This is a genomic window from Collinsella sp. AF28-5AC (assembly GCF_003457875.1).
In the GTDB taxonomy this organism is placed as follows: domain Bacteria; phylum Actinomycetota; class Coriobacteriia; order Coriobacteriales; family Coriobacteriaceae; genus Collinsella.
Genome location: NZ_QRTA01000024.1, coordinates 1 through 19,235 on the forward strand (window position 1 = coordinate 1; position 19,235 = coordinate 19,235).

16 protein-coding genes are annotated in these 19,235 nt (G+C 59.2%); 6 read left to right on the plus strand and 10 right to left on the minus strand.

Features of this window, described 5'->3' with window-relative positions:
- The first annotated feature begins 586 nt into the window (after positions 1-586).
- The 5 genes from ppk1 (at position 587) to DWZ01_RS10175 (ending at position 6,917) form a co-directional block, all read left to right on the plus strand.
- Positions 587-3,160 (plus strand): polyphosphate kinase 1, encoded by a 2,574-nt coding sequence (gene ppk1, locus DWZ01_RS10155; RefSeq protein WP_233504633.1) that lies wholly within the window; start codon positions 587-589, stop codon positions 3,158-3,160.
- A gap of 98 nt (positions 3,161-3,258) precedes the next feature.
- On the plus strand, positions 3,259-4,587 hold the full coding sequence (rlmD, locus tag DWZ01_RS10160; protein ID WP_117770114.1) for a 23S rRNA (uracil(1939)-C(5))-methyltransferase RlmD: 1,329 nt from the start codon (positions 3,259-3,261) through the stop codon (positions 4,585-4,587).
- 106 nt (positions 4,588-4,693) lie between these two features.
- Complete coding sequence (locus DWZ01_RS10165; RefSeq protein WP_055287259.1) at positions 4,694-5,236, plus strand: DJ-1 family glyoxalase III; 543 nt, start codon at positions 4,694-4,696, stop codon at positions 5,234-5,236.
- Entirely contained in the window at positions 5,233-5,814 is a 582-nt protein-coding gene (locus DWZ01_RS10170) for a nucleoside triphosphate pyrophosphatase (protein ID WP_117770115.1), read from the plus strand. The genes DWZ01_RS10165 and DWZ01_RS10170 overlap by 4 nt, the downstream gene beginning before the upstream one ends.
- Positions 5,815-5,915: 101 nt before the next feature.
- Positions 5,916-6,917 carry a P1 family peptidase gene (locus DWZ01_RS10175; protein ID WP_117770116.1) on the plus strand — a complete coding sequence of 334 codons (1,002 nt, stop codon included), beginning with the start codon at positions 5,916-5,918 and terminating at the stop codon, positions 6,915-6,917.
- Positions 6,918-7,293: 376 nt separating this feature from the next.
- On the opposite strand, the gene DWZ01_RS10180 is transcribed toward DWZ01_RS10175, so the two are convergent.
- Positions 7,294-8,325 carry a glycosyltransferase family 2 protein gene (locus DWZ01_RS10180; RefSeq protein ID WP_117848912.1) on the minus strand — a complete coding sequence of 344 codons (1,032 nt, stop codon included), beginning with the start codon at positions 8,323-8,325 and terminating at the stop codon, positions 7,294-7,296.
- Positions 8,318-9,520 carry a UDP-galactopyranose mutase gene (glf, locus tag DWZ01_RS10185; protein WP_117770117.1) on the minus strand — a complete coding sequence of 401 codons (1,203 nt, stop codon included), beginning with the start codon at positions 9,518-9,520 and terminating at the stop codon, positions 8,318-8,320. Before glf ends, DWZ01_RS10180 begins: the two co-directional genes overlap by 8 nt.
- Positions 9,521-9,751: 231 nt before the next feature.
- Between glf and pta the strand changes: the two genes are divergently transcribed.
- Positions 9,752-10,732: a phosphate acetyltransferase gene (gene pta / locus DWZ01_RS10190; RefSeq protein ID WP_117848914.1), complete on the plus strand. Its 981-nt coding sequence runs from the start codon at positions 9,752-9,754 to the stop codon at positions 10,730-10,732.
- Positions 10,733-11,282: 550 nt separating this feature from the next.
- Here pta and DWZ01_RS10195 read toward each other — a convergent pair.
- From DWZ01_RS10195 to DWZ01_RS10230, 8 genes are all read right to left on the minus strand, one after another.
- Entirely contained in the window at positions 11,283-12,461 is a 1,179-nt protein-coding gene (locus tag DWZ01_RS10195) for an acetate/propionate family kinase (protein ID WP_117770118.1), read from the minus strand.
- Between the two features lie 164 nt (positions 12,462-12,625).
- Positions 12,626-13,804 (minus strand): acetate/propionate family kinase, encoded by a 1,179-nt coding sequence (locus DWZ01_RS10200; protein ID WP_117770119.1) that lies wholly within the window; start codon positions 13,802-13,804, stop codon positions 12,626-12,628.
- A gap of 120 nt (positions 13,805-13,924) precedes the next feature.
- Positions 13,925-15,085 carry an MFS transporter gene (locus DWZ01_RS10205; protein ID WP_117770120.1) on the minus strand — a complete coding sequence of 387 codons (1,161 nt, stop codon included), beginning with the start codon at positions 15,083-15,085 and terminating at the stop codon, positions 13,925-13,927.
- 119 nt (positions 15,086-15,204) lie between these two features.
- Positions 15,205-16,095: a LysR family transcriptional regulator gene (locus DWZ01_RS10210; RefSeq protein WP_117848916.1), complete on the minus strand. Its 891-nt coding sequence runs from the start codon at positions 16,093-16,095 to the stop codon at positions 15,205-15,207.
- 41 nt (positions 16,096-16,136) lie between these two features.
- Positions 16,137-16,472, minus strand: coding sequence for a histidine triad nucleotide-binding protein (locus DWZ01_RS10215; protein ID WP_035137921.1), 336 nt, complete (start codon positions 16,470-16,472; stop codon positions 16,137-16,139).
- Between the two features lie 49 nt (positions 16,473-16,521).
- Positions 16,522-16,788 (minus strand): exodeoxyribonuclease VII small subunit, encoded by a 267-nt coding sequence (xseB, locus tag DWZ01_RS10220; protein ID WP_006234311.1) that lies wholly within the window; start codon positions 16,786-16,788, stop codon positions 16,522-16,524.
- Between the two features lie 42 nt (positions 16,789-16,830).
- Positions 16,831-18,282: an exodeoxyribonuclease VII large subunit gene (gene xseA, locus DWZ01_RS10225; RefSeq protein WP_369832496.1), complete on the minus strand. Its 1,452-nt coding sequence runs from the start codon at positions 18,280-18,282 to the stop codon at positions 16,831-16,833.
- A gap of 115 nt (positions 18,283-18,397) precedes the next feature.
- Positions 18,398-19,102, minus strand: coding sequence for a zinc metallopeptidase (locus DWZ01_RS10230; protein WP_117759022.1), 705 nt, complete (start codon positions 19,100-19,102; stop codon positions 18,398-18,400).
- Positions 19,103-19,235 lie beyond the last annotated feature (133 nt).

The window sequence follows — 19,235 nt, forward strand, 5'->3', positions numbered from 1 at the left end:
TCGGAAGGCACGTGCAGACCTTTCGTCATGGCCTCCTACCTTTCTTTCGGGCCTTACTGGCCGAATGTATCAGCGCCCCTCTGTATGGGACGCTGCTTGCTGACAGCTCTAGTTATATCCAAAAACCACCTGCAATTCCACCTCGCCCCCGAACGGTCAGCAAAGTGCGATGAACGGTATATCGCATATGATTCTCCCATGATGCACTTCGGTTCTCTAAAGCAGGTTTTCAAAGGTAAATGTTCTTTTTTCTAAGGAATTAAGCTAGATTGCACAAATATTTTCATGTTTAGGAATTGCATAGCTAAAACGGTTTTCTGCATATATATGTCGTTTGTCCATGATTCAATTTGGATTCGATTATATTCAGCTCGCAATCATTCTTATTCATACATCCTCACCAGTTGAGTATGGATATAGATTGTTTCCAAACGAGTTGGACAGTTAGTTGCATGCCTTGTCAGCGTAAGAAGTAGGTAAAGATACCGTTCGCACAATACGTCCGTGCCACAAGTCGACTAAATTGAGACAATAGTGAATAGGGTTAGGCTACCGTCCCCTGCGGGGACTGAACGGACAGATGCATATGCCGAGCAAAATCGAAAAAAAGCAAGCCGCCGCAAAGCTGCGCAAACCGCCTCGCGACTTCTCGTACACGCAGAACCGAGAGCTCAGCTGGCTACGCTTTGACAACCGTGTGCTTGACGAAGCCTTCGATGAGACCGTTCCGCTGTTCGAGCGTCTAAAGTTCGTGTCGATTTTCGAGTCTAACCTCGACGAGTTTCTCATGGTGCGCGTGGGCGGCCTGTCCGATCTGGCAGAGCTCAAAAAGCAACCTGTCGACAACAAGAGCAATATGACCGCCTCCGAACAGGTCGATGCTGTCATGGCCGAAATGCCCGGGCTCCTTACCCGTTGGGAGTCCATCTTTAAGAGCATCGAGGGCAAGCTCGACACCTTGGGCGTTCACCGCGCCCGCATCGATTCGCTTACGCCCGAGGAGCGCACCTTTGTAACCCGCTACTTCCAGGCCTACGTGTCGCCGGTCATCTCGCCGCTGGTCATCGATCCTCGCCACCCCTTCCCCAACCTACGCAATGGCGCGCTCTATCTGGCCTGTGGTCTGGACGGCGCCACCGACGAGGAGAGCCTGCTGGGCCTTATCGAGATTCCCGCCTCGATGAACCGCGTGGTCGAGATCCCCTCGCCCACCGGCACCTACTCCTACATCTTGCTCGAGGACGTCATCCTCGCCTGCCTGGACAGCTGCTTTGGCTCCTATAAGCCGCTGGATCGTGCGCTGATCCGCGTCACCCGCAACGCCGACATCGATCCGGACGGCGAGGGCGTCGAAGAGGAAGAGGACTACCGCCAGCACATGAAGCGCATCCTCAAGAAGCGCCTGCGTCTGCAGCCGGTAGTGCTCGCGGTCTCGGGGTCGCTCGAGAAGGCAACGCTCAAGACCATCCGCAAGGCGCTCGAGCTTTCGCGCCGCTCTGTCTTTACCTGCGATATCCCGCTCGACCTGGGCTACGTCTTTGGCATTGAGGGCAAGATTCCCGAGCACCTGCGCAACGAGCTGCTCTTTACGCCGTTTAGGCCGCAGCCCAATCCCACCATCGACATGACCCGCTCCATCCGCGAGCAGGTGCTGCAGCACGACAAGCTGCTCTTTTATCCCTACGAGGCCATGAACCCCTTCCTGGATCTGGTGCACGAGGCCGCCTACGACCCCGAGTGCATCTCGCTGCGCATCACGCTCTACCGCGTGGCCAAGCAGAGCCGCCTGTGCGAGTCGCTGATCGATGCTGCCGAGAACGGCAAAGAGGTCACGGTGCTCATGGAACTTCGTGCCCGCTTTGACGAGCAGAACAACATCGAGTGGGCCGAGCGCCTGGAAGAGGCCGGCTGCACCGTCATCTATGGTTCCGAGGGCTTTAAATGCCACTCAAAGATCTGCCAGCTCACCTATCGCGAGGGCATGGCGCTAACGCGCCTCACGCTTTTGGGCACCGGCAACTTTAACGAGAAGACGGCCAAACTCTACAGCGACTTTATGCTCATGACAGCCCATCCCGGCATCGGCGAGGACGCCAACCTGTTCTTCCGCAATCTGTCGCTGGGCAACCTGCGCGGCGACTACCGCTTCCTGGGTGTGGCGCCCGTCGGACTGAAACCGCTCATCATGCGCGGGCTTGACCGCGAGATCCAGCGCGCCCTTGCCGGCGAGCCCGCCCGCGTGTTCTTTAAGCTCAACTCGCTGACCGACCGCGAGGTTATCGACAAGATCGCCGAGGCATCGTGTGCCGGCGTGCGCGTAGACATGATCATCCGCGGCATCTCGTGCCTCAAGCCCGGTGTTCCGGGCAAGACCGAGAACGTGCATGTCCGCTCCATCGTCGGACGCTTTTTGGAGCACGCGCGCGTCTATGCTTTCGGCGTGGACTCGGACATGATTTACCTGAGCTCGGCAGACATGATGACGCGCAACACCGAGCACCGCGTGGAGATTGCCTTCCCCGTGCTCGACCCCACCTGCCGCGCCCTAGTGCACGAGTACATGGGCATGCAGCTGCGCGACAACGTGAAGGCCCGCAGCCTCACGAGCGACGGCACCTGGGTCCCCGTGGAGCGTGCAGAGGGTGAGAAACCCTTCAACTCGCAGGAAGCCCTGCTGGAGCGTGCCTATCGCAACGCCGAGGCCGCCGCGCAGCAGCGCGCACAGGAGAAGGAACGTGTGGCCGAGGAGGCCATTCAGGCCGATGTTGAACACGGGGCAGCTGCCAAACCGGAAGCGGTTGCAGCTCCCCCGGTGAATGAGCCCGAGGCTGCCGCAGAGCCCGCCGTGGAGAAAGCGCCCGAGCCCGCTACTGCGACTCCGGAGCCCGCCGCCGAGGCAAAGCCCGCCCCTGCTCCTGAGCCGCAGCCGGCCACACCCAAGGTCCAAGAGGTCCAGGCGACCGTCATTGAGCCCGAGCCTGCACCTGCACCTCAGCCCGATCCGCAGGTCATCAAGCCCGCACCCGAGACGAGCGCCCGTCGCGATAAGCCCGCCGGCAAGACCAAGGCCATCGAGCGCCATCGCCCCGGCCGCGTGCGCATGGGCCTGGGTCTGATCGGCCTGGGTCTTAAGACGCTCATTACCGGCAAGACGAAATAGTCGTTTGTAGAAGCAGTTTGTAGAAGCGCCCCGCATTTGAGGAAAGCCTCGGATGCGGGGCGCTTTTCCCTGCTACCATGGTGCGAACAACAACGCGAATGACAGGCAGGAATATGAAGCTCACTATAGAATCGATGACCTACGGCGCCGACGGGCTGGCGCACGCCGACAACGGCAAGGCCGTCTTTGTGCAGGGCGCCGTGGCAGGCGACACCGTCGAGGCCGAGGTCGTACAGGACGGCAAGTCGTTCATGCGTGCCCGCACCACCGAGATTCTGGAGCCAAGCCCCGATCGCATTCAGTCTCCCTGCCCCTTCGTGGGCATCTGCGGCGGCTGCTCGTGGGGCAATCTCTCACGCACGGCACAGCTCGCCGCCAAGGAGCAAAATCTGCGCTCCACGCTCGAGCGTATCGGCAAGTTCAGCCCCGATCAAGTCGATGAACTGGTGCAACCCATCCGCCACACCAAGGATGATTGGGGCTACCGCAATAAAATCGAACTCGAGCCGACCGTTGTAAACGGCCGCGTGCGTCTTGGCATGCACGGTGTCGATCCTCGCAAGATCGTGACCGTCGATTCGTGCCCGTTGTTCGACAAACGCTTCCCCAAGGCACTCAAATCGGTCGTCGGCGCGCTCAATTATCTGAGCGGCAGCCACGACCTGGGCCTTGAGCGCGTGGGCATTCGCGCCTCGCGTCGCACCAAGGCACTCGAGGTGGCGCTCTGGACGCCTACGGGCTCTTTCCCGCGCTCGCAAGTCTCGCGCGTGTTGGCAGACGCCGCGCACCCCACAAGTGTCGTACGCGTGATGAGCAAGGGCGAAAAGAAGGCCCGCCGTGTTTCCAAGGTCGAAATGCTCGCCGGAGAGGGCTCATGGACCGAGAATATCGCCGAGGGTCAGATGCGCTTGTCTGCCCCGTCTTTTTTCCAGGTCAACACCAAGGGTGCCGAGATTTTGATCGAGCTTGTCATGGAAACGCTCGATCCGCAGGAAGACGAGCTTGCCGTGGACCTGTACTGCGGTGCCGGCACCTTTACCCTGCCGCTCGCCCGCCGCTGCGACTTTGTCGCCGCCGTCGAGGCCTACGGCCCCGCCGTGCGCGACCTGCGCCGTAACCTGGAGATCAACAAGCTTGATAACGTCGACGTCATTGGCGGAGACGCGGTGCGCGAGTTCCCCGACCAGGATGCCGACGTCTTGGTGGTCGACCCGCCGCGCGCAGGCCTCGCCCCCGAAGCGATCGACCTTATCGCCAGCACGAGTGCCCACGATGTCGCCTACGTGAGCTGCGACCCGGCCACCCTGGCGCGCGATCTCAAACGCTTTGTCGAAGAAGGCACCTTCTCCCCCGTAAAGATCACGCCAGTCGACCTGTTCCCACAAACCTTCCACTGCGAGACCGTCGTCCACCTTAGGCGCAACTAGCCACTTAATCATTGCTCAGAAAAATCATTGGGAAATCGAGCGTGGCAAGCGGAGGTCTTCGGGGTATAAGACGGCTAATTGTATGCCGCCTATGAAAGGAACCCTCATGCCCAGCGTTGCCGTTCTCGCCGCCGATGGCTTTGAAACTATTGAATGCTTGACCATGGTCGATGTCATGCGTCGCGGCGGCGTGCGTGCCACGCTCGTCTCGATTATGCCCACGCGTGAGGTCGTAAGCTCGCTGCAGATCCCCGTGACCTGCGATGCGCTCTTTGATGAGATCAACTTTGACGAGTACGACTGCGTCGTGCTGCCCGGCGGCCTGCCCGGTGCCACCAACCTGCGCGCCGATCAGCGTGTCTGCGACGTGGTCTGCGAGTTCGCCGCGACCAAGCACGTCGCCGCCATCTGCGCCGCCCCGTTTATCCTGGGCGAGCTCGACCTACTCGAGGGGCGCCACGCCACGTGCTTCCCTGGCTTTGAGAAAAGCTTCCCCGAAGGCGCCTATACTGGCGAGAAGGTCACGCAAGACGGCAACATCATCACTGCCAGCGGCATGGCACAGTCACTCCCCTTTGCATTGGAGCTGCTGCGCACGCTCGCCGGCGACAAGGCCGTCGAGAAGGTCGCCGAGGGCATCCAACTATGATTTTGGCTTCCCAATCGCCGCGCCGCATAGAGCTGATGCGCGAGGCAGGCTACAACATTCGCGTGATTCCCGCGGATATCGACGAAACGCCCTTTGATGGCGAGCCCCCGCTCACGCTTGTCGAGCGCTTGGCACGCGCCAAGGCGGCTGCCGTTGCTGCCGAGTATGCCGAGCCCAATGAGTTGACCGTCGCGGCCGACACCATCGTCACCTTCGACGGCAAGATTTTGGGCAAGCCGGCAACCGAGGACGAGGCGCGCACCATGCTCCGTGAGCTTTCGGGCCGCACGCACCAGGTCGCAACCGGCGTCTGCATCGTTAAGGCAGGCGATACGGCCGCCCCGCATGCCGCCGAGAGCCTGTCGTTTGTCGATGTGACCGACGTGACGTTCTACGAGCTCACCGACGAGCAGATCGAGCACTACGTTGCCTCGGGTGAGCCCATGGATAAGGCAGGCGCCTACGGCATCCAGGGCACAGGCGGCCGCATGCTCGTGCACGATATTTCGGGCGACTTCTATAACGTAGTGGGCCTACCCATCGCCCGCGTCGCGCGCGCGATTCAAAAACTCTCGTAATTGCATCTGGCGCTGGGTATTCCCCAGCGCCTACAATTTTGGCGTACCGTACGGATCCCGACCGGGCACAAGGCGCGGCGGAAAACCGATAGGAGTTAAACATGGATACACTGCTCGAGGCCATTGACGTCTGCGATGTCGATGGCTTTTGCTATGGCAACTATACGGACGAGGAGGCCGGCACCGGTTGCACCGTAATCGTGGCACCCGAGGGCGCCACCGGCGGCGTTGACGTACGCGGTGGCGCTCCCGCTTCGCGCGAGACCGACCTGCTACGACCCGAGAACACCGTCGACAAGGTCCACGCCGTCTGCCTTTCGGGCGGATCGGCCTTTGGCCTCGAAGCTGCAAGCGGCGTCGCTCGCGAGCTTGAGAGCCGCGGCATCGGCCTTCCCGTCGGCCCCACGCAGGTGCCTATCGTGTGCTCCAGCTGTATCTTCGACCTTGCCTTTGGTAACCCCACCGTGCGCCCCGACATTGAGGCCGGCATCGCCGCCGTGCGCGAAGCACTCGACCACACCCCCACCAAGCTCGAACAGGGCAACGTAGGCGCCGGCACGGGCGCTACCGTGGGTAAGCTCATGGGGCCTGCCACCTGCATGAAGGCCGGCCTTGGAGCTGCCGCCGTGGCACTCGGCCCCATCAAGGTGGGCGCCGTGGTCTCGGTCAACGCCTGCGGCAACGTTGTCGACCCCTTCACCGGCGAGTGGGTCTCCGGCATGCGCGCCGCAGCCGATAGCGACCAGATCGTCGACATGGAACTCGCAGCCTTTGCCGCCGCCGGATCCATGCAGATGCCGCTCGACCGCACCAACACCACCATCAGCTGCATCGTCACCAACGTGGAACTCACTAAGGCACAAGCCACCAAGGTCTCCCAGATGGCCGCAGACGCCTACGCACACGCCATCCGCCCCACACACACCACCAACGACGGCGACACCATCTACACCCTCGCCAGCGGCAAACTGGGCGCCCAGGCAAGCGCCGCCGTTCCCCTAGACCTGCTGGGCATGCTCGCAGTAAGGGCCCTGGAAACTGCCATCGCAAACGGAGCCAAAACCGCCAAAACCTCCCACGGAATCCCAGGTGCTGCGAAGTAATCTCACTCGACCGTCGGTCGGAGGCGGGCGGGCATTACGTTTGCTGCTCTACAGTCCTATGCAAGACGAAGGCCACATTAAGTGGCCTTCTTTGCATGCGGAACTCGCGACAAACGTAATGCCCGCCCGCCTCAGACCGACTACCAACTAATATTTTTTCAGCCCAGGCCCCTGTGTACCGCGCGTCGAAGATCTTCAAATTCAAATAACCTGACAATCGATTCTTATAGCAGAGGCCCCTTGGCCTTTAGTTTGATACAAGTTCCGCACGAGCCGGAAAGCACTTAATGTGCTTTCCGTGCGAGCAGGACTGTTCGCAGTAGCAAACTAAAGGCCAAGGGGCCCAGTCAACCTATCAGCAGCGATTACTCGGCAGCTAGTTGAATTTGAAGATCTTTGAGGCAAGACGGTATAGGCCGAGTGTGGTTTTGTCTCCGGCCCGTCCGCGCAGATTGGTGAAGAACCCGACCACGCCGTAGCGGGCACGACGATACATGCGCTCGTCGTAGGCCTTCAAATCATTCCACAGCGTCTTTAGGCGCTCGTCGGCGCAATCTTCCTCGGAAAGCTTGGTGAGCACCGAGCAGATCGCCATCATCATGGTGAAATAGCCCATCATGTACGAGCGCAGACGCGACGACTCAACATCGCTGTACAGGTGGTACGACTCCATCATGATGCGCGTCACACGGAACTGCTGGTCCAGACGCTTGACCATCGTGGCCTCGTTGACACTCTGGCCCTCGCGACCGATAAAGTAGCGATAGAGGTCGATGTCGGCGTAGTACATGGTCTTGCAACGCGGCAGCGGCACGTAGGCGTAGATGTTGTCCACATAGAACGTGTGCGGCGGCATGGGAAGGTTGGACTCGCGCAGCACATCCGTGCGATAGCACAGGCTGTGCATGAGTAGGTTCTGGTCCAGGCGGAAATGACCGATCTGATCCCAGGAAAAGATCTTTTTGCGCGGCAGGGCAAATGTGTAGCCAATAGCGGTATGCGTGCCCTCGTAAACCTTCTCGTACACGTAGTTCGAGATAAACAGGTCAACGCGCTGATCGCGCTCTTCAAAGCCACGCAGAATCGACAGCATGGTCGAAAGAGCCGCAGCGTCGAGCCAGTCATCCGAGTCGACAACCTTGTAGTAGGTGCCCTGTGCCTCGCGCAGACCCGAAAGGACGGCAATACCGTGGCCACCGTTCTCCTGGTGTACCGCGCGAATGATACCGGGATAACGTGCCTCCCACTCATCGGCCTTATCGGCCGTCTCGTCCTTGGAGCCGTCGTCCACCACGATAATCTCGATATCGGTGGCGTAATTGCTCCCCTCCAAGATGGAGGTGATGCAATGGTCCATGTCCTTGGCGGCGTTATACGAGGGAATACCGAATGTTATGACTTTATGCATGGCAGGCGATAATCTCATCCGAAAGATCGAGGGCGGAATTGGTCACGGCGTCCATATCGTAGTAACGATACTCGGCCAGACGACCCACCGGGTGGAAGTTCGTCAGGTTCTGGACGCGCTCAAGATAGCGCTCATAGAGCTCACGGTTCTCGGGCTCAAGAATGGCGTAGTACGGCGTCTCGCCCGAGCCGGGCGTATAGGCCTTGGAGTACTCCTTCATGATGGTGGTCTTGCCGGGCAGGATCTGACCGGTCATGTTCTTGAACTCGGTAATGCGCGTGTAGTCCTCGCTCGTGGTGTAGTTGACGGTGCCCACGGGCTGGAACTGGTCCATATCGAGCGTCTCGAACTTCATGTCGAGCGTACGGTACGGCAGAGCGCCCAGGTCGAGGTTGAACAGCTCGTCAAGCGGACCGGTGTAGACGATCTCGCCGCCATAGACCTTACCGTCGATCTTGACGGTGGTCTCGTCGATCTCGAAGAGGTCGCGGGCGTCCACGTCGCAGAACACATCAATCAGATCGTGGTCGAGCATGCGCTCGAACAGCGCGGTATAGCCGTCCTGCGGCATGCCCTGGAAGGGAGCCTGCGGGAAGTAGCGGTCATCGTCGCCCACAAAGACGGGAACGCGGCCGGTGATCGAGGGATCGATCTGGTCGGGCGTCTGACCCCACTGCTTCATGGTGTAATGCAAAAAGACGTTCTCGTAGACGTAATCGGCGACCTCGGCAAGATCCGGGTCGTTCTTCTTGCGCAGCTCCATGATGGGCACCTTGACGTCCTTGCCAAAGGTCTCCACGAGCTTCTGATACAGCTCCTCGCCGCGCTCATCGCCAAAGGCAAGCTTGAGGCTCGCGTGGTTAAAGGGCACAGGCATAAGGGTGCCGTTGATGTTGGCGAGCACCTTGTGCTGGTAGTCCGTCCACTTGGTAAAGCGCGACAGGAAATTGTGGACGCGCTCATTAAAGGTATGGTAGATGTGCGGACCATACTCGTGGACCAGGATTCCGGCCTCATCAGCGCAGTCGTAGGCGTTACCCGCAATGTGGCTACGGCGTTCCAGAACGGCAACGCGATAGCCGATAGTCTCGGCGAGACGACGGGCGCAAACGGCACCGGCATATCCAGCACCGACGACAATCATGTCGTATACGCCGGCGTTAAAGCCTTCAGGCAGGCCTGAGGTAATCTGCATCGATACTCCTTGTCAAAAGCCACGGGCTCGTTAGCTGGGCTTTTCTCGAACATTCTTCGAGACATATTTATCAGAGCGATTATAGCGCTAATGCGTCCTATAATGAGCTTGCCACACAAGGAAAGCTCAAGCACCGCGGCGTACATAATTGAAAGGTAAACCCGCTAGCAGCGGGTTTATTCGTGAACAGCCGGGCGCCTGGAGCTTAGCGAAACGCTTGTAAGGAGTAACATGAGCGATTTCCTAAACCGTATGAAGTCTGCCGCCAAGGCCGACCTTAAGACAATCGTCCTGCCCGAGGGCGAGGATCCGCGCACCATCGTCGCGGCCACCAAGATCATCGAGGAGGGCCTGGCAAAGATCGTCATCCTGGGCAACCCCGACGAGATCAACGTTCCCGGCGCTACCGTCATCGACCCGCGTAATGCCGAGAAGCACGAGGAGTACGCGCAGAAGTTTGCCGAGCTCCGCGCCAAGAAGGGCGTTACCATCGAGCAGGCTCGCGCCCAGGTGATGGATGCCACCTACTTTGGCACCATGATGGTCAAGATGGGCGACGCCGACGGCCTGGTCTCCGGCGCCTGCCACTCCACCGCCGACACCCTGCGCCCTGCGCTTCAGATCCTCAAGACCGCCCCGGGCACCAAGCTGGTCTCGGCCTTCTTCGTGATGTGCACCGACACCCCGCAGTTCGGCACCGACGGCACGCTGATCTTCGCCGACTGCGGCCTCAACATCAACCCGTCCTCCGACGAGCTCTCTGAGATCGCCATCGCCTCCGCTCACTCCTGGTCCACCTTCATGGGCAACGTTGAGCCGCACGTGGCCATGCTCTCCTACTCCACCATGGGCTCCGCCGGCGGCGAGGTCGCCAAGAAGGTCCAAGAGGCCGTGAAGTTCTGCAAGGAGAAGGCTCCCGAGCTCGCCATCGATGGCGACCTGCAGCTCGACGCCGCCATCGTTCCCACCGTCGCCCAGCTCAAGGCTCCTGGTTCCTCCGTTGCCGGTAAGGCCAACGTGCTCGTGTTCCCCGACCTCGAGGCCGGCAACATCGGCTACAAGCTGGTCCAGCGCTTCGCCGGCGCCGACGCCTACGGCCCCATCCTGCAGGGCATCGCCAAGCCGATTAACGACCTTTCGCGCGGCTGCTCTGCCGACGACATCGTGGGTGTCGTGGCCATCACCGCCGTCCAGGCCCAGATGGCTGAGTAGCGGACATATCCCCTCGGGACCCTACAGGGTAAAGCTCTGAAAACGTCCTCGGACATGCATGAAACCCCCGCTGCGCACTTCGTGCGGCGGGGGTTTCATGCGTCCTGCGGAATATTTTCAGAGCTTTACCCTGTAGGGTCCCTGCCGCCACGTAGCAATCAGAGAATCCGGGGTGGACGGCGGCTTGGCTACGAGCTGGAGCTGAAAATCTGAATGGATGGGTGCCGTTGCTGGGAGCGCAGGCGTTGCTGATGATGATCACTTTGGAGATTGAAAGGCCGGTGGGCTTCGGCGGTTGTTGTGCCGGAAACTACATCCCAGTTTGGAGGCAGATTGTGGGATGTGGCTTCCGCTTGGGGCCTGTTTGGGAAACTTTGGGACGGAATTTTGCTTTATTGTGGGTCGCACTTTCCGCAACGTGCCTCAACCGGAAAGCGTGTCCCAGTATTTGCGCTCGAAATGGGATGGGGTTTCCGCCGTCCACCTGCTAGTAAAAAGGCCTCCGGAGCTGTTGCTCTGGAGGCCTTTCGTTTACTTGCAAATGCGCGCGTTAGTTGTTCTTGGTCAGGCGCTCGACGTCGTGGGCGATCATGTATTCCTCGTCGGTGGGGATGACCATAACCGTGACGGAAGAGCCGGCGGCGCTGATGACCTGTGGGCCGTTGCCCACGGCCTCGCGGTTCTTGTTGTTGTCGATGCGCACGCCCAACCACTCAAAGCAGTCGCAGAAGGCCTTGCGGATCGACCAGTCGTTCTCGCCGATGCCGGCGGTAAAGGTAATGGTGTCCACGCCCGCCATGGAAGCGATCATGGAACCGGCCTGCTGCATGGCCTTATAGGCGAACATATCGAAGGCAAGCAGGCAGCGCTCATCGCCCTCGGAGGCGCGCGTGCGGATGTCGCGGGCGTCGTTGGAGATACCCGAAATGGCAAGCAGGCCGGACTGCTTGTTCATCATGTCGTCGACTTCCCGGTAGCTGTAACCGCCCTCGCGCTGCAGGTAGCATACGGTAGCCGGGTCAATGGAACCGCAGCGGGTACCCATCATCAGACCGTCAAGCGGCGTGAGGCCCATCGTGGTGTCGCGGCACACGCCGTCCTCGATAGCAGCAAGCGAAGCACCGTTACCCAAATGGCACGAAAGCAGACGGTGGCAGCGCGAACCCAGGATCTCCTTGGCCATCATCCACTCATAGCGGTGGCTCGTGCCGTGGGCGCCGTACTTGCGCACGTGGTACTTGTCGCACACGTCCTTGGGCAGCGCGTAGGTATAGGCGACCTCGGGCATGGTCATGTGGAACGAGGTGTCGAAGACCGCCACGTTGGGCAGCTCCGGATACTTCTCACGGCAATACTCAATCGCCGCGGCCTCGCCGTAGTTGTGCAGCGGAGCAAGCGGTGCCACCTCGAGAATCTTGGCCATGACCTCGTCGTCGACGACCGCGGAATCATCGAAGTGCCAGCCGCCCTGAACGATGCGATGCCCAATGCCATCAATCGTAAAGTCGGTCTTCTCGAGCTCCTCGAGCACACGAGCGATAGCAGAGCGATGATCGGGGAAAGGGACCTCCTCGGTCTGCTTGGCGCCACCGTTCTCGGAGTGGCCAAAGATGCCCATGTCCGAACCGATACGTTCGCAGTTGCCCTTGGCGAAAACCTCGCGGGTAACGGTATCCAAAAGCTGATATTTAAGGCTTGAGCTGCCGGCGTTGACAACAAGTACGTTCATGAGACTCCTTTGCAGTGCAATACGGTCGACGCAGACCCCTTAAGGCGGCCGCATTTTAATAAGAAGTTATCACAACTTGATAAATAGCTATCAAGCATATCGCCCAACGAGCACAAAAGAGGGGCCGAACGGCGCTCGGTCGTCCAGCCCCTCCCCTCTTGCAATTACTTGCCGTTGACGATGCGCTCGACGTCAGAAGCGATCATGAACTCCTCGTCCGTGGGAATGACGAAGATCTTGACCTTGGAATCCTTGGCAGACAGGCACCAAGCGCCGTCGCCACGCAGGGCGTTACGGGCATGGTCCATCTTGACGCCCATAAAGGCCAGACGGTCGGCAACGCCGGCGCGAACGGCCGGAGCGTGCTCACCGATGCCGGCGGTGAAGACCAGCGTGTCCATGCCGCACATGGAAGTGGCCATCTCGGCAGCCTTGGCGGCAATCTTGTAGACGAACATATCGAAGGCGAGCTGAGCCTCAGGGTCACCAGCAGCGGCGAGCTCCTCGACATTGCGGCAGTCGTTGGTCTTGCCGCCGGTCACAGCCAAAAGGCCGGACTTCTTGTTCATCATCTCGTCGACCTCGTCGAAGGTGTAGCCGCCCTCGCGCTGCAGGTAGCACACGGTAGCCGGGTCGATGGAGCCGCAGCGGGTGCCCATCATGACGCCGTCGAGCGGGGTGAGGCCCATGGTGGTGTCCATGCACTTGCCGTCCTCGATGGCGCACAGGGAGGCACCGGAGCCGATGTGGCACACGACGACCTTGCGGGCCTCGCCGTTGGTCATCTCGGCGACCTTCTTGGAGATGTAGCGGTAGCTGGTGCCGTGGGCGCCGTACTTACGGATGTGCAGCTTGTCGCAAACATCCTTGGGAAGGGCGTAAGTCTTGGCGACCTCGGGCATGTTGAAGTGGAAAGCGGTGTCGTAGACCGTAACGTTGGGCAGGTCGGGATACTGCTCCAGGCAGTACTCGATAACGTTGGCCTCGGGGTTGTTGTGCAGCGGCGCTAGCGGGGCGACCTCGCGAATCTTGGCGAGAACGTCCTCGTCGACGAGGGAGGAATCGCCAAAGTACCAACCGCCCTGAACGATGCGGTGACCGATGCCCTCGATCTTGACGCCGTTGGCCTCGAGGTCCTTCAGGACAGCCTCGATGGCGACCTTGTGGTCGGGGAACTCGATGTTCTCGGTCACCTTCTTGGAGCCGTTGGCAGCATGGGTGAAGGTACCGCCGGTAAAGCAGACGCGCTCGCAGGAGCCCTTTGCGGACACCTTGTGGGACTTGGTATCGATGACCTGATACTTAAGGGTCGAAGATCCTGCGTTGACGACCAGAACGTTCATGTGTCTCCCTACTAACAGGCGGTGTGGCGCCGCCAGGTTACATACACTTCAATAATAAACCCAAACGCCCTCGCGCTCGGGTTTATTGCGTTGATATATAAGTTATCGGTGCCTAAATACTCATGGCCTTTGACTTGTAAGACGAAATAGCGCGGGGATATACACCAGGGAAGAAATCCCGAGCGCAACAAGCAATACGACTCGAATGCCCGCAACGCTACTCAGCACAGAGTTGAGCAGATAGAAAAGAACGGCACCCACCGCCACCATCTGGCTTTGAACCGAAATCAGTGAACAGCGCATCGATGAGTCGGCAGCATTTTGGAAAACTGAGTATTTGATTGGGGCAAACAACGAGTACGCAACTGTCTGCAGCACATAGAACACGGGCAGCAAATTAGCCGGAGTAAGGGGGATCAAAAACAAAGCTGTCAAGACTAAGCGAATGATGCCGCAAATACGCGCAAAACGGCCCTTGTCGACATGAGCAATCACACTGGGCACAATAAGCCCCATGGAGGCCGAGGCAAGGAGCTGGACCGCAATGGTCACACCCGAAGCGACGGAATTCATTCCGCGGCCCGCAAGCAGCAGTGAGAAAAAGTCTTCCAGGGCGACAAAAGCAAATGCCTGAGAACAGTCCATGATGAACGCTGAACGAAGAATGCCATTACACGCAATAGCGGCACCGATCATCTTCGGGCTAATTCCACGCTCAGGTGCCCCCGCAGTGCCCCCTCTTCGCATCTCAGGAATGCAGACAACGACAACCAACGTCAACACCATTGCGATGATATCTGCCGAAAGACCAATGAGATATGCACCGACAGACGAAATGAAACCGCCCACGCAAGCGGAGATGGCATAAGAGGCATAGAAAACAAATCGCTCAACGACATTAAGTCTTACGAGCTGGTCCTGAGAGACGCTGTCAATGTAAATCGCTTCTATGGATCCGCTCAGACATGCAACGGCAAAACCTTTGAGAGCGAACGCACCGATTAAAAGCAGAGGGGAACGGACGAGAAGCAGGGCGGCGTAGTATCCAAGCATCCCCACGACGCCAACGAGACCGCTTGCCTTTCGTCCAAACCTATCAGCAATATAGCCAGTGGGAACTTCGAGGATGAACTTGCTCACTTGATATGCAATCATCATGCTAGAAATCGCCACTATCGAGAATCCGACGAATTCAAGGTAAACCGTCAGAAAATACAAAATAGTGCTGAAGTTCGACAGAAAAACGAACGTCATATAAAGCAAAACCGTACGGTTTTTCATGCTCCGCCCTCCAAGAGTCAGCAATCTAAATCGAAATCTTGGAAAAGCATGAGGGCAAAGCTGTCAGCTATGTGTTGCAGGGCGTCAACATTCACTTGACGACACGAGGCCAAATGGCCTCACGAAGCGAGATGACGCAATAGGTGAAGAAATACCGTCTGGTGTCGATCGGTCCAGGCATTTTGTCGATAGCAAAAGTAGATGGGCAAGGCTACGTCATGTGAGGCTTCAATGGAGCACTCGCTCACTTCCGATCCATCCGATGCGAGAGAAGAGCCAGAAAAACTCAATATCAATCCCCCGGCTTGAAGAAACTCAGCCTGCGCCCTGTTTCCGTATTCGACATCGCGAAAGCGGAAATTAACCAGCTGAGCTTCGGGACATTGATTGATTGCATTGAGACAGGGTGACAAATTAATGGGAACAGCGAGCCTGCCGCCCAGTAACTCACGAACGGTCATAGCACCCACAGATTGATGACCAGCTGGGCATGAAAGAACCCTGAGCTCCTTTTCACCCATATATTTTGAAGAAAGGACGCTGTCCCGTGGTTCCTCAAACGAGATAGCCGCGTCCGAAATGCCAAGTATAATTGATTCAAAGCATGTAGCCGTTGGCTGATGCCACACATCGAGGTGAATCTGAGGGTGCGAGCTTTCAAACGAGTCATACCAGTTTTCGGCAAAAAGGCGCCCCCGCCCATGAAGGCAGGGGGCGTAAAGACGAAAGTGGCCGTCGGGCGAGACGCCGTCGTCCCTCGATTGAGCGTACTTTTTGAGATCGTCGACTTGTGCCAGGATCACGCGTGCACGACGCGCAAATTCTCTGCCCGCCGGAGACAAAACAGCCTCCCCCGCCGATCGGTTGAGCAAAACGATCTGATACTCAGATTCCAACTTTTTGATTGCCGACGAAACGGCCTGCGGACTCACATGAACGGCGCGAGCTGCTTTGCGCACGCCGCCATAGTTCGCTACCGCTTGAAGGTATTCGAGTTGAGAAAGCTGCATAGATTACTCCAAAGGCAGCCAAGTCGACGGCCTACGCGCCCTCAGATGAGGTTCTCACCCAAGTTCTTGCCGCCGAGGACGTGCATATGGAAATGCATGACGGTCTGACCGGCGTTGACGCCCTTGTTGGAGATGACGCGGAAACCGTCCTCCAAGCCCTTGGCCTTAGCGACCTCCTGGATGGCGTGAGCCATGGCGCCCATGGTCTCGGCAGGCACATTATCGGCGATATCGCTGTAGTGCTTCTTGGGAATCACGAGAGTGTGGACCGGCGCCTGGGGGTTGAGGTCGTCGAAGGCGATGACTTGATCGTCCTCGTAAACGACGGTCGAGGGGATCTCGTGGTTGGCAATTTTGCAGAAGATGCAATCACACATGGTTGGTTCCTTTCTCGCAGACCAAGGTAATTATATTTGGTCGGGGTGGTTAGAACGAGAGGTTGTCGTCCGTGTTGGCGGCCTCGCCGTCGGCGAGCACGTCGTTGCCGTCGACGTCCTTAAGGAGCACCGAGACCTTCTGCTCGGCATCGGACAAGCGAGTACGCAGGCTCTTGAGGAGCTCTACGCCGCGGGTATAGCTCTCGAGCGACTCCTCGAGCTCCATATCGCCCGACTCCAGGCTGCGGATGATGAGCTCCAACTCCTGCGAAGCCTGCTTGTACGTAAGCTGCTCGACCGGGGTTTTCTCTGCCATATCTGTTTCCTTTCCTAAAGGTTTATCGCTATGAAACGCAGCCTACTCGACCGTATCGACCGTTGCTGCCACGTTGCCGTCTGCCATGCGTACGCGAATGGCGTCGCCCGGCTTAAAGGTCTTGGCGCTCATAGCCACGCCGTCAACGCTGTACGCGATGGAATAGCCGCGGGCAAGCACCTTGAGCGGCGACAGGGCATCGAGCGAGGCTGCCGTACGGCCCAGGTCGGACGCTGGCTTGTTGAGCATCGTGCGCCCCTGATGCTCCAGGCGAGAGCTCGCGAGCGTGAGCGCATGGCGCTTGCCATCGAGCCCCGAGGTGCTTGCAACCAGACGCTCGGGCAAGCGCTCAAAGTTGGAGCGAAATGTCCCGACCGAGCGTACTATGGCGCCCGACAGGCGATCGGCGGTCAGCGCAAGCTCCGATTCGCGACGCTCGACCATAAATGTGGGGTCGTTGAGGCACGGGCGGCACGCAGCCGCATCGAGCGCATCGCCCAGGCGAGCCGTATAGGTATCCCAGGCACGGCGACCGCGCTGATCGAGCATCTCCAGGTCGACCTGGGCCGACCCAATCATCGATGCCATCGCGGCACCCAGACGCTGATGGCGCGCCTCGAGCACATCGGCCAACTCCGTCATAGCCGGCGCCACCGATTCTGCCGCCGCCGTGGGCGTGGAGGCGCGGCGGTCGCTCACCATGTCGCAAATCGAGGTATCGGGCTCATGGCCGATACCGGTCACCACGGGCACGGGACAGGCAGCCACTGCACGGGCAAGCTCCTCGTCGTTGAAGGTCATGAGGTCCTCGAAGGAGCCGCCGCCGCGCACCAGCAAGATGCAGTCGGGCGCCGGCGTGATGGCGGCGGCACGGCGCAGGCCCTCGATAAGCTCGGCCGGCGCACCCTCGCCTTGAACCTTGGCGCCCACGCAGACAAGCTCGACGAGCGGATTGCGCCGACGCAATGTACGCTTGACGTCGTCGATTACCGCACCGGAAAGCGAGGTGACGACCGCCACGCGGGAGCAAAACACCGGGATGCGGCGCTTGCGCGCTTCGTCCATCAGGCCCTCGCGGCGTAGCTTTTCGGCCAGTTGCGCCACTTGTTGACGCAGCAGACCCTCCCCCGCCAGCGAAAACGAGCGAGCGACAAAGCTCATGCGGCCTGTGGCCTTATAGAGGTTGAAGCTGCCCTTAAAGCTCACCTGCATGCCGTCACGCAGATCGAAGGTACGCTTGAGATAGGCGCCCTTCCAGATGATGCAGTCGACGGCGGCCGAGTCGTCTTTAATCTGGAAGTAGCAGTGGCCGCTTCGGGCATTGGGACCACGAAAACCCGTGACCTCACCCAAAACGCTCAGCTGCGGAATGGCGTCGAGCGCGCCGGCGGCGATCTCCACCGCTTGGTTCACGCTGAGCTCCTTGCGCTCCTGATCGTCCGAACCGTCGAACTCGGCGGAAACGGTATTGCCGGTCAGATTCCAGCCTGCCACGCAGCCTCCTTTCGTCATCGTGCACAAGGGCTTCGGCCCTGCGCAAATTCAAGTCCAACACATAGTACAGCGCCGCGGGGACACGAATCCCCGCGGCGCCCAGCGACCCAATTTGTTATCGGTTGGAGTTTCTGTTGTAGCGAGCCATAAGATAGAGCAGCTGAATAATCGAGGTGAGCGCCGCAGCCACATAGGTAAGCGCGGCGGCCGTCAGCACCTTCTTGGCACCGTTGACCTGCTTGGAGCTCATACCCGACTGCTCAATATACGCCACGGCGCGCCGACTAGCATCAATCTCGACCGGCAGCGTAACCAGTTGGAACAGCACGCTAAACGAGAAGAAGATCAGCGCGAGGGCCGTGAGCCCGGCAATGTTCATAAATAGGCCCAAGAGCAACACGATGGTCCAGGTGTTCTGGGTAAAGTTGACGACCGGCACGAGGGCGGTGCGAACCTTCATCATGGCATAACCGCTTTGACGCTGGGCGGCATGGCCCGCCTCGTGGCAGGCAACGGCAACGCTTGCGACCGACCCGCCCGAACGGTTGGCATCCGAGAGATACAGGTTGTTGTCCTGCGGGTTGTAATGATCGGTGAGCTCACCAGCGACGCCCTTGATACCCACGGCGTTGCAGCCGTTGGCGTCGAGCATGCGGCGAGCGACCGTGGCGCCCGTGTCGCCGTCCGAGCGAACCTTGGACCAGGTTTTGTACGTCGAGTTGATATAGTTCTGTGCGGCAAGACCGATCACCGTGCAGACAAGAACAACCAGCAGGTACAGCGGGTCGATGCCAAAGCCGTATCCATAGTAATAAGGCATGCGAATTCCTCCGAATCGAGTTACACGTTGGAGGCATTTTACCCACTCGCCCAGCCAACGAGACACCATCGATGTTTTGGAGTTGATTTGCAAGTTCATCCGAACGCTTTGGTTTTGCTCTCGAACTCAGCCG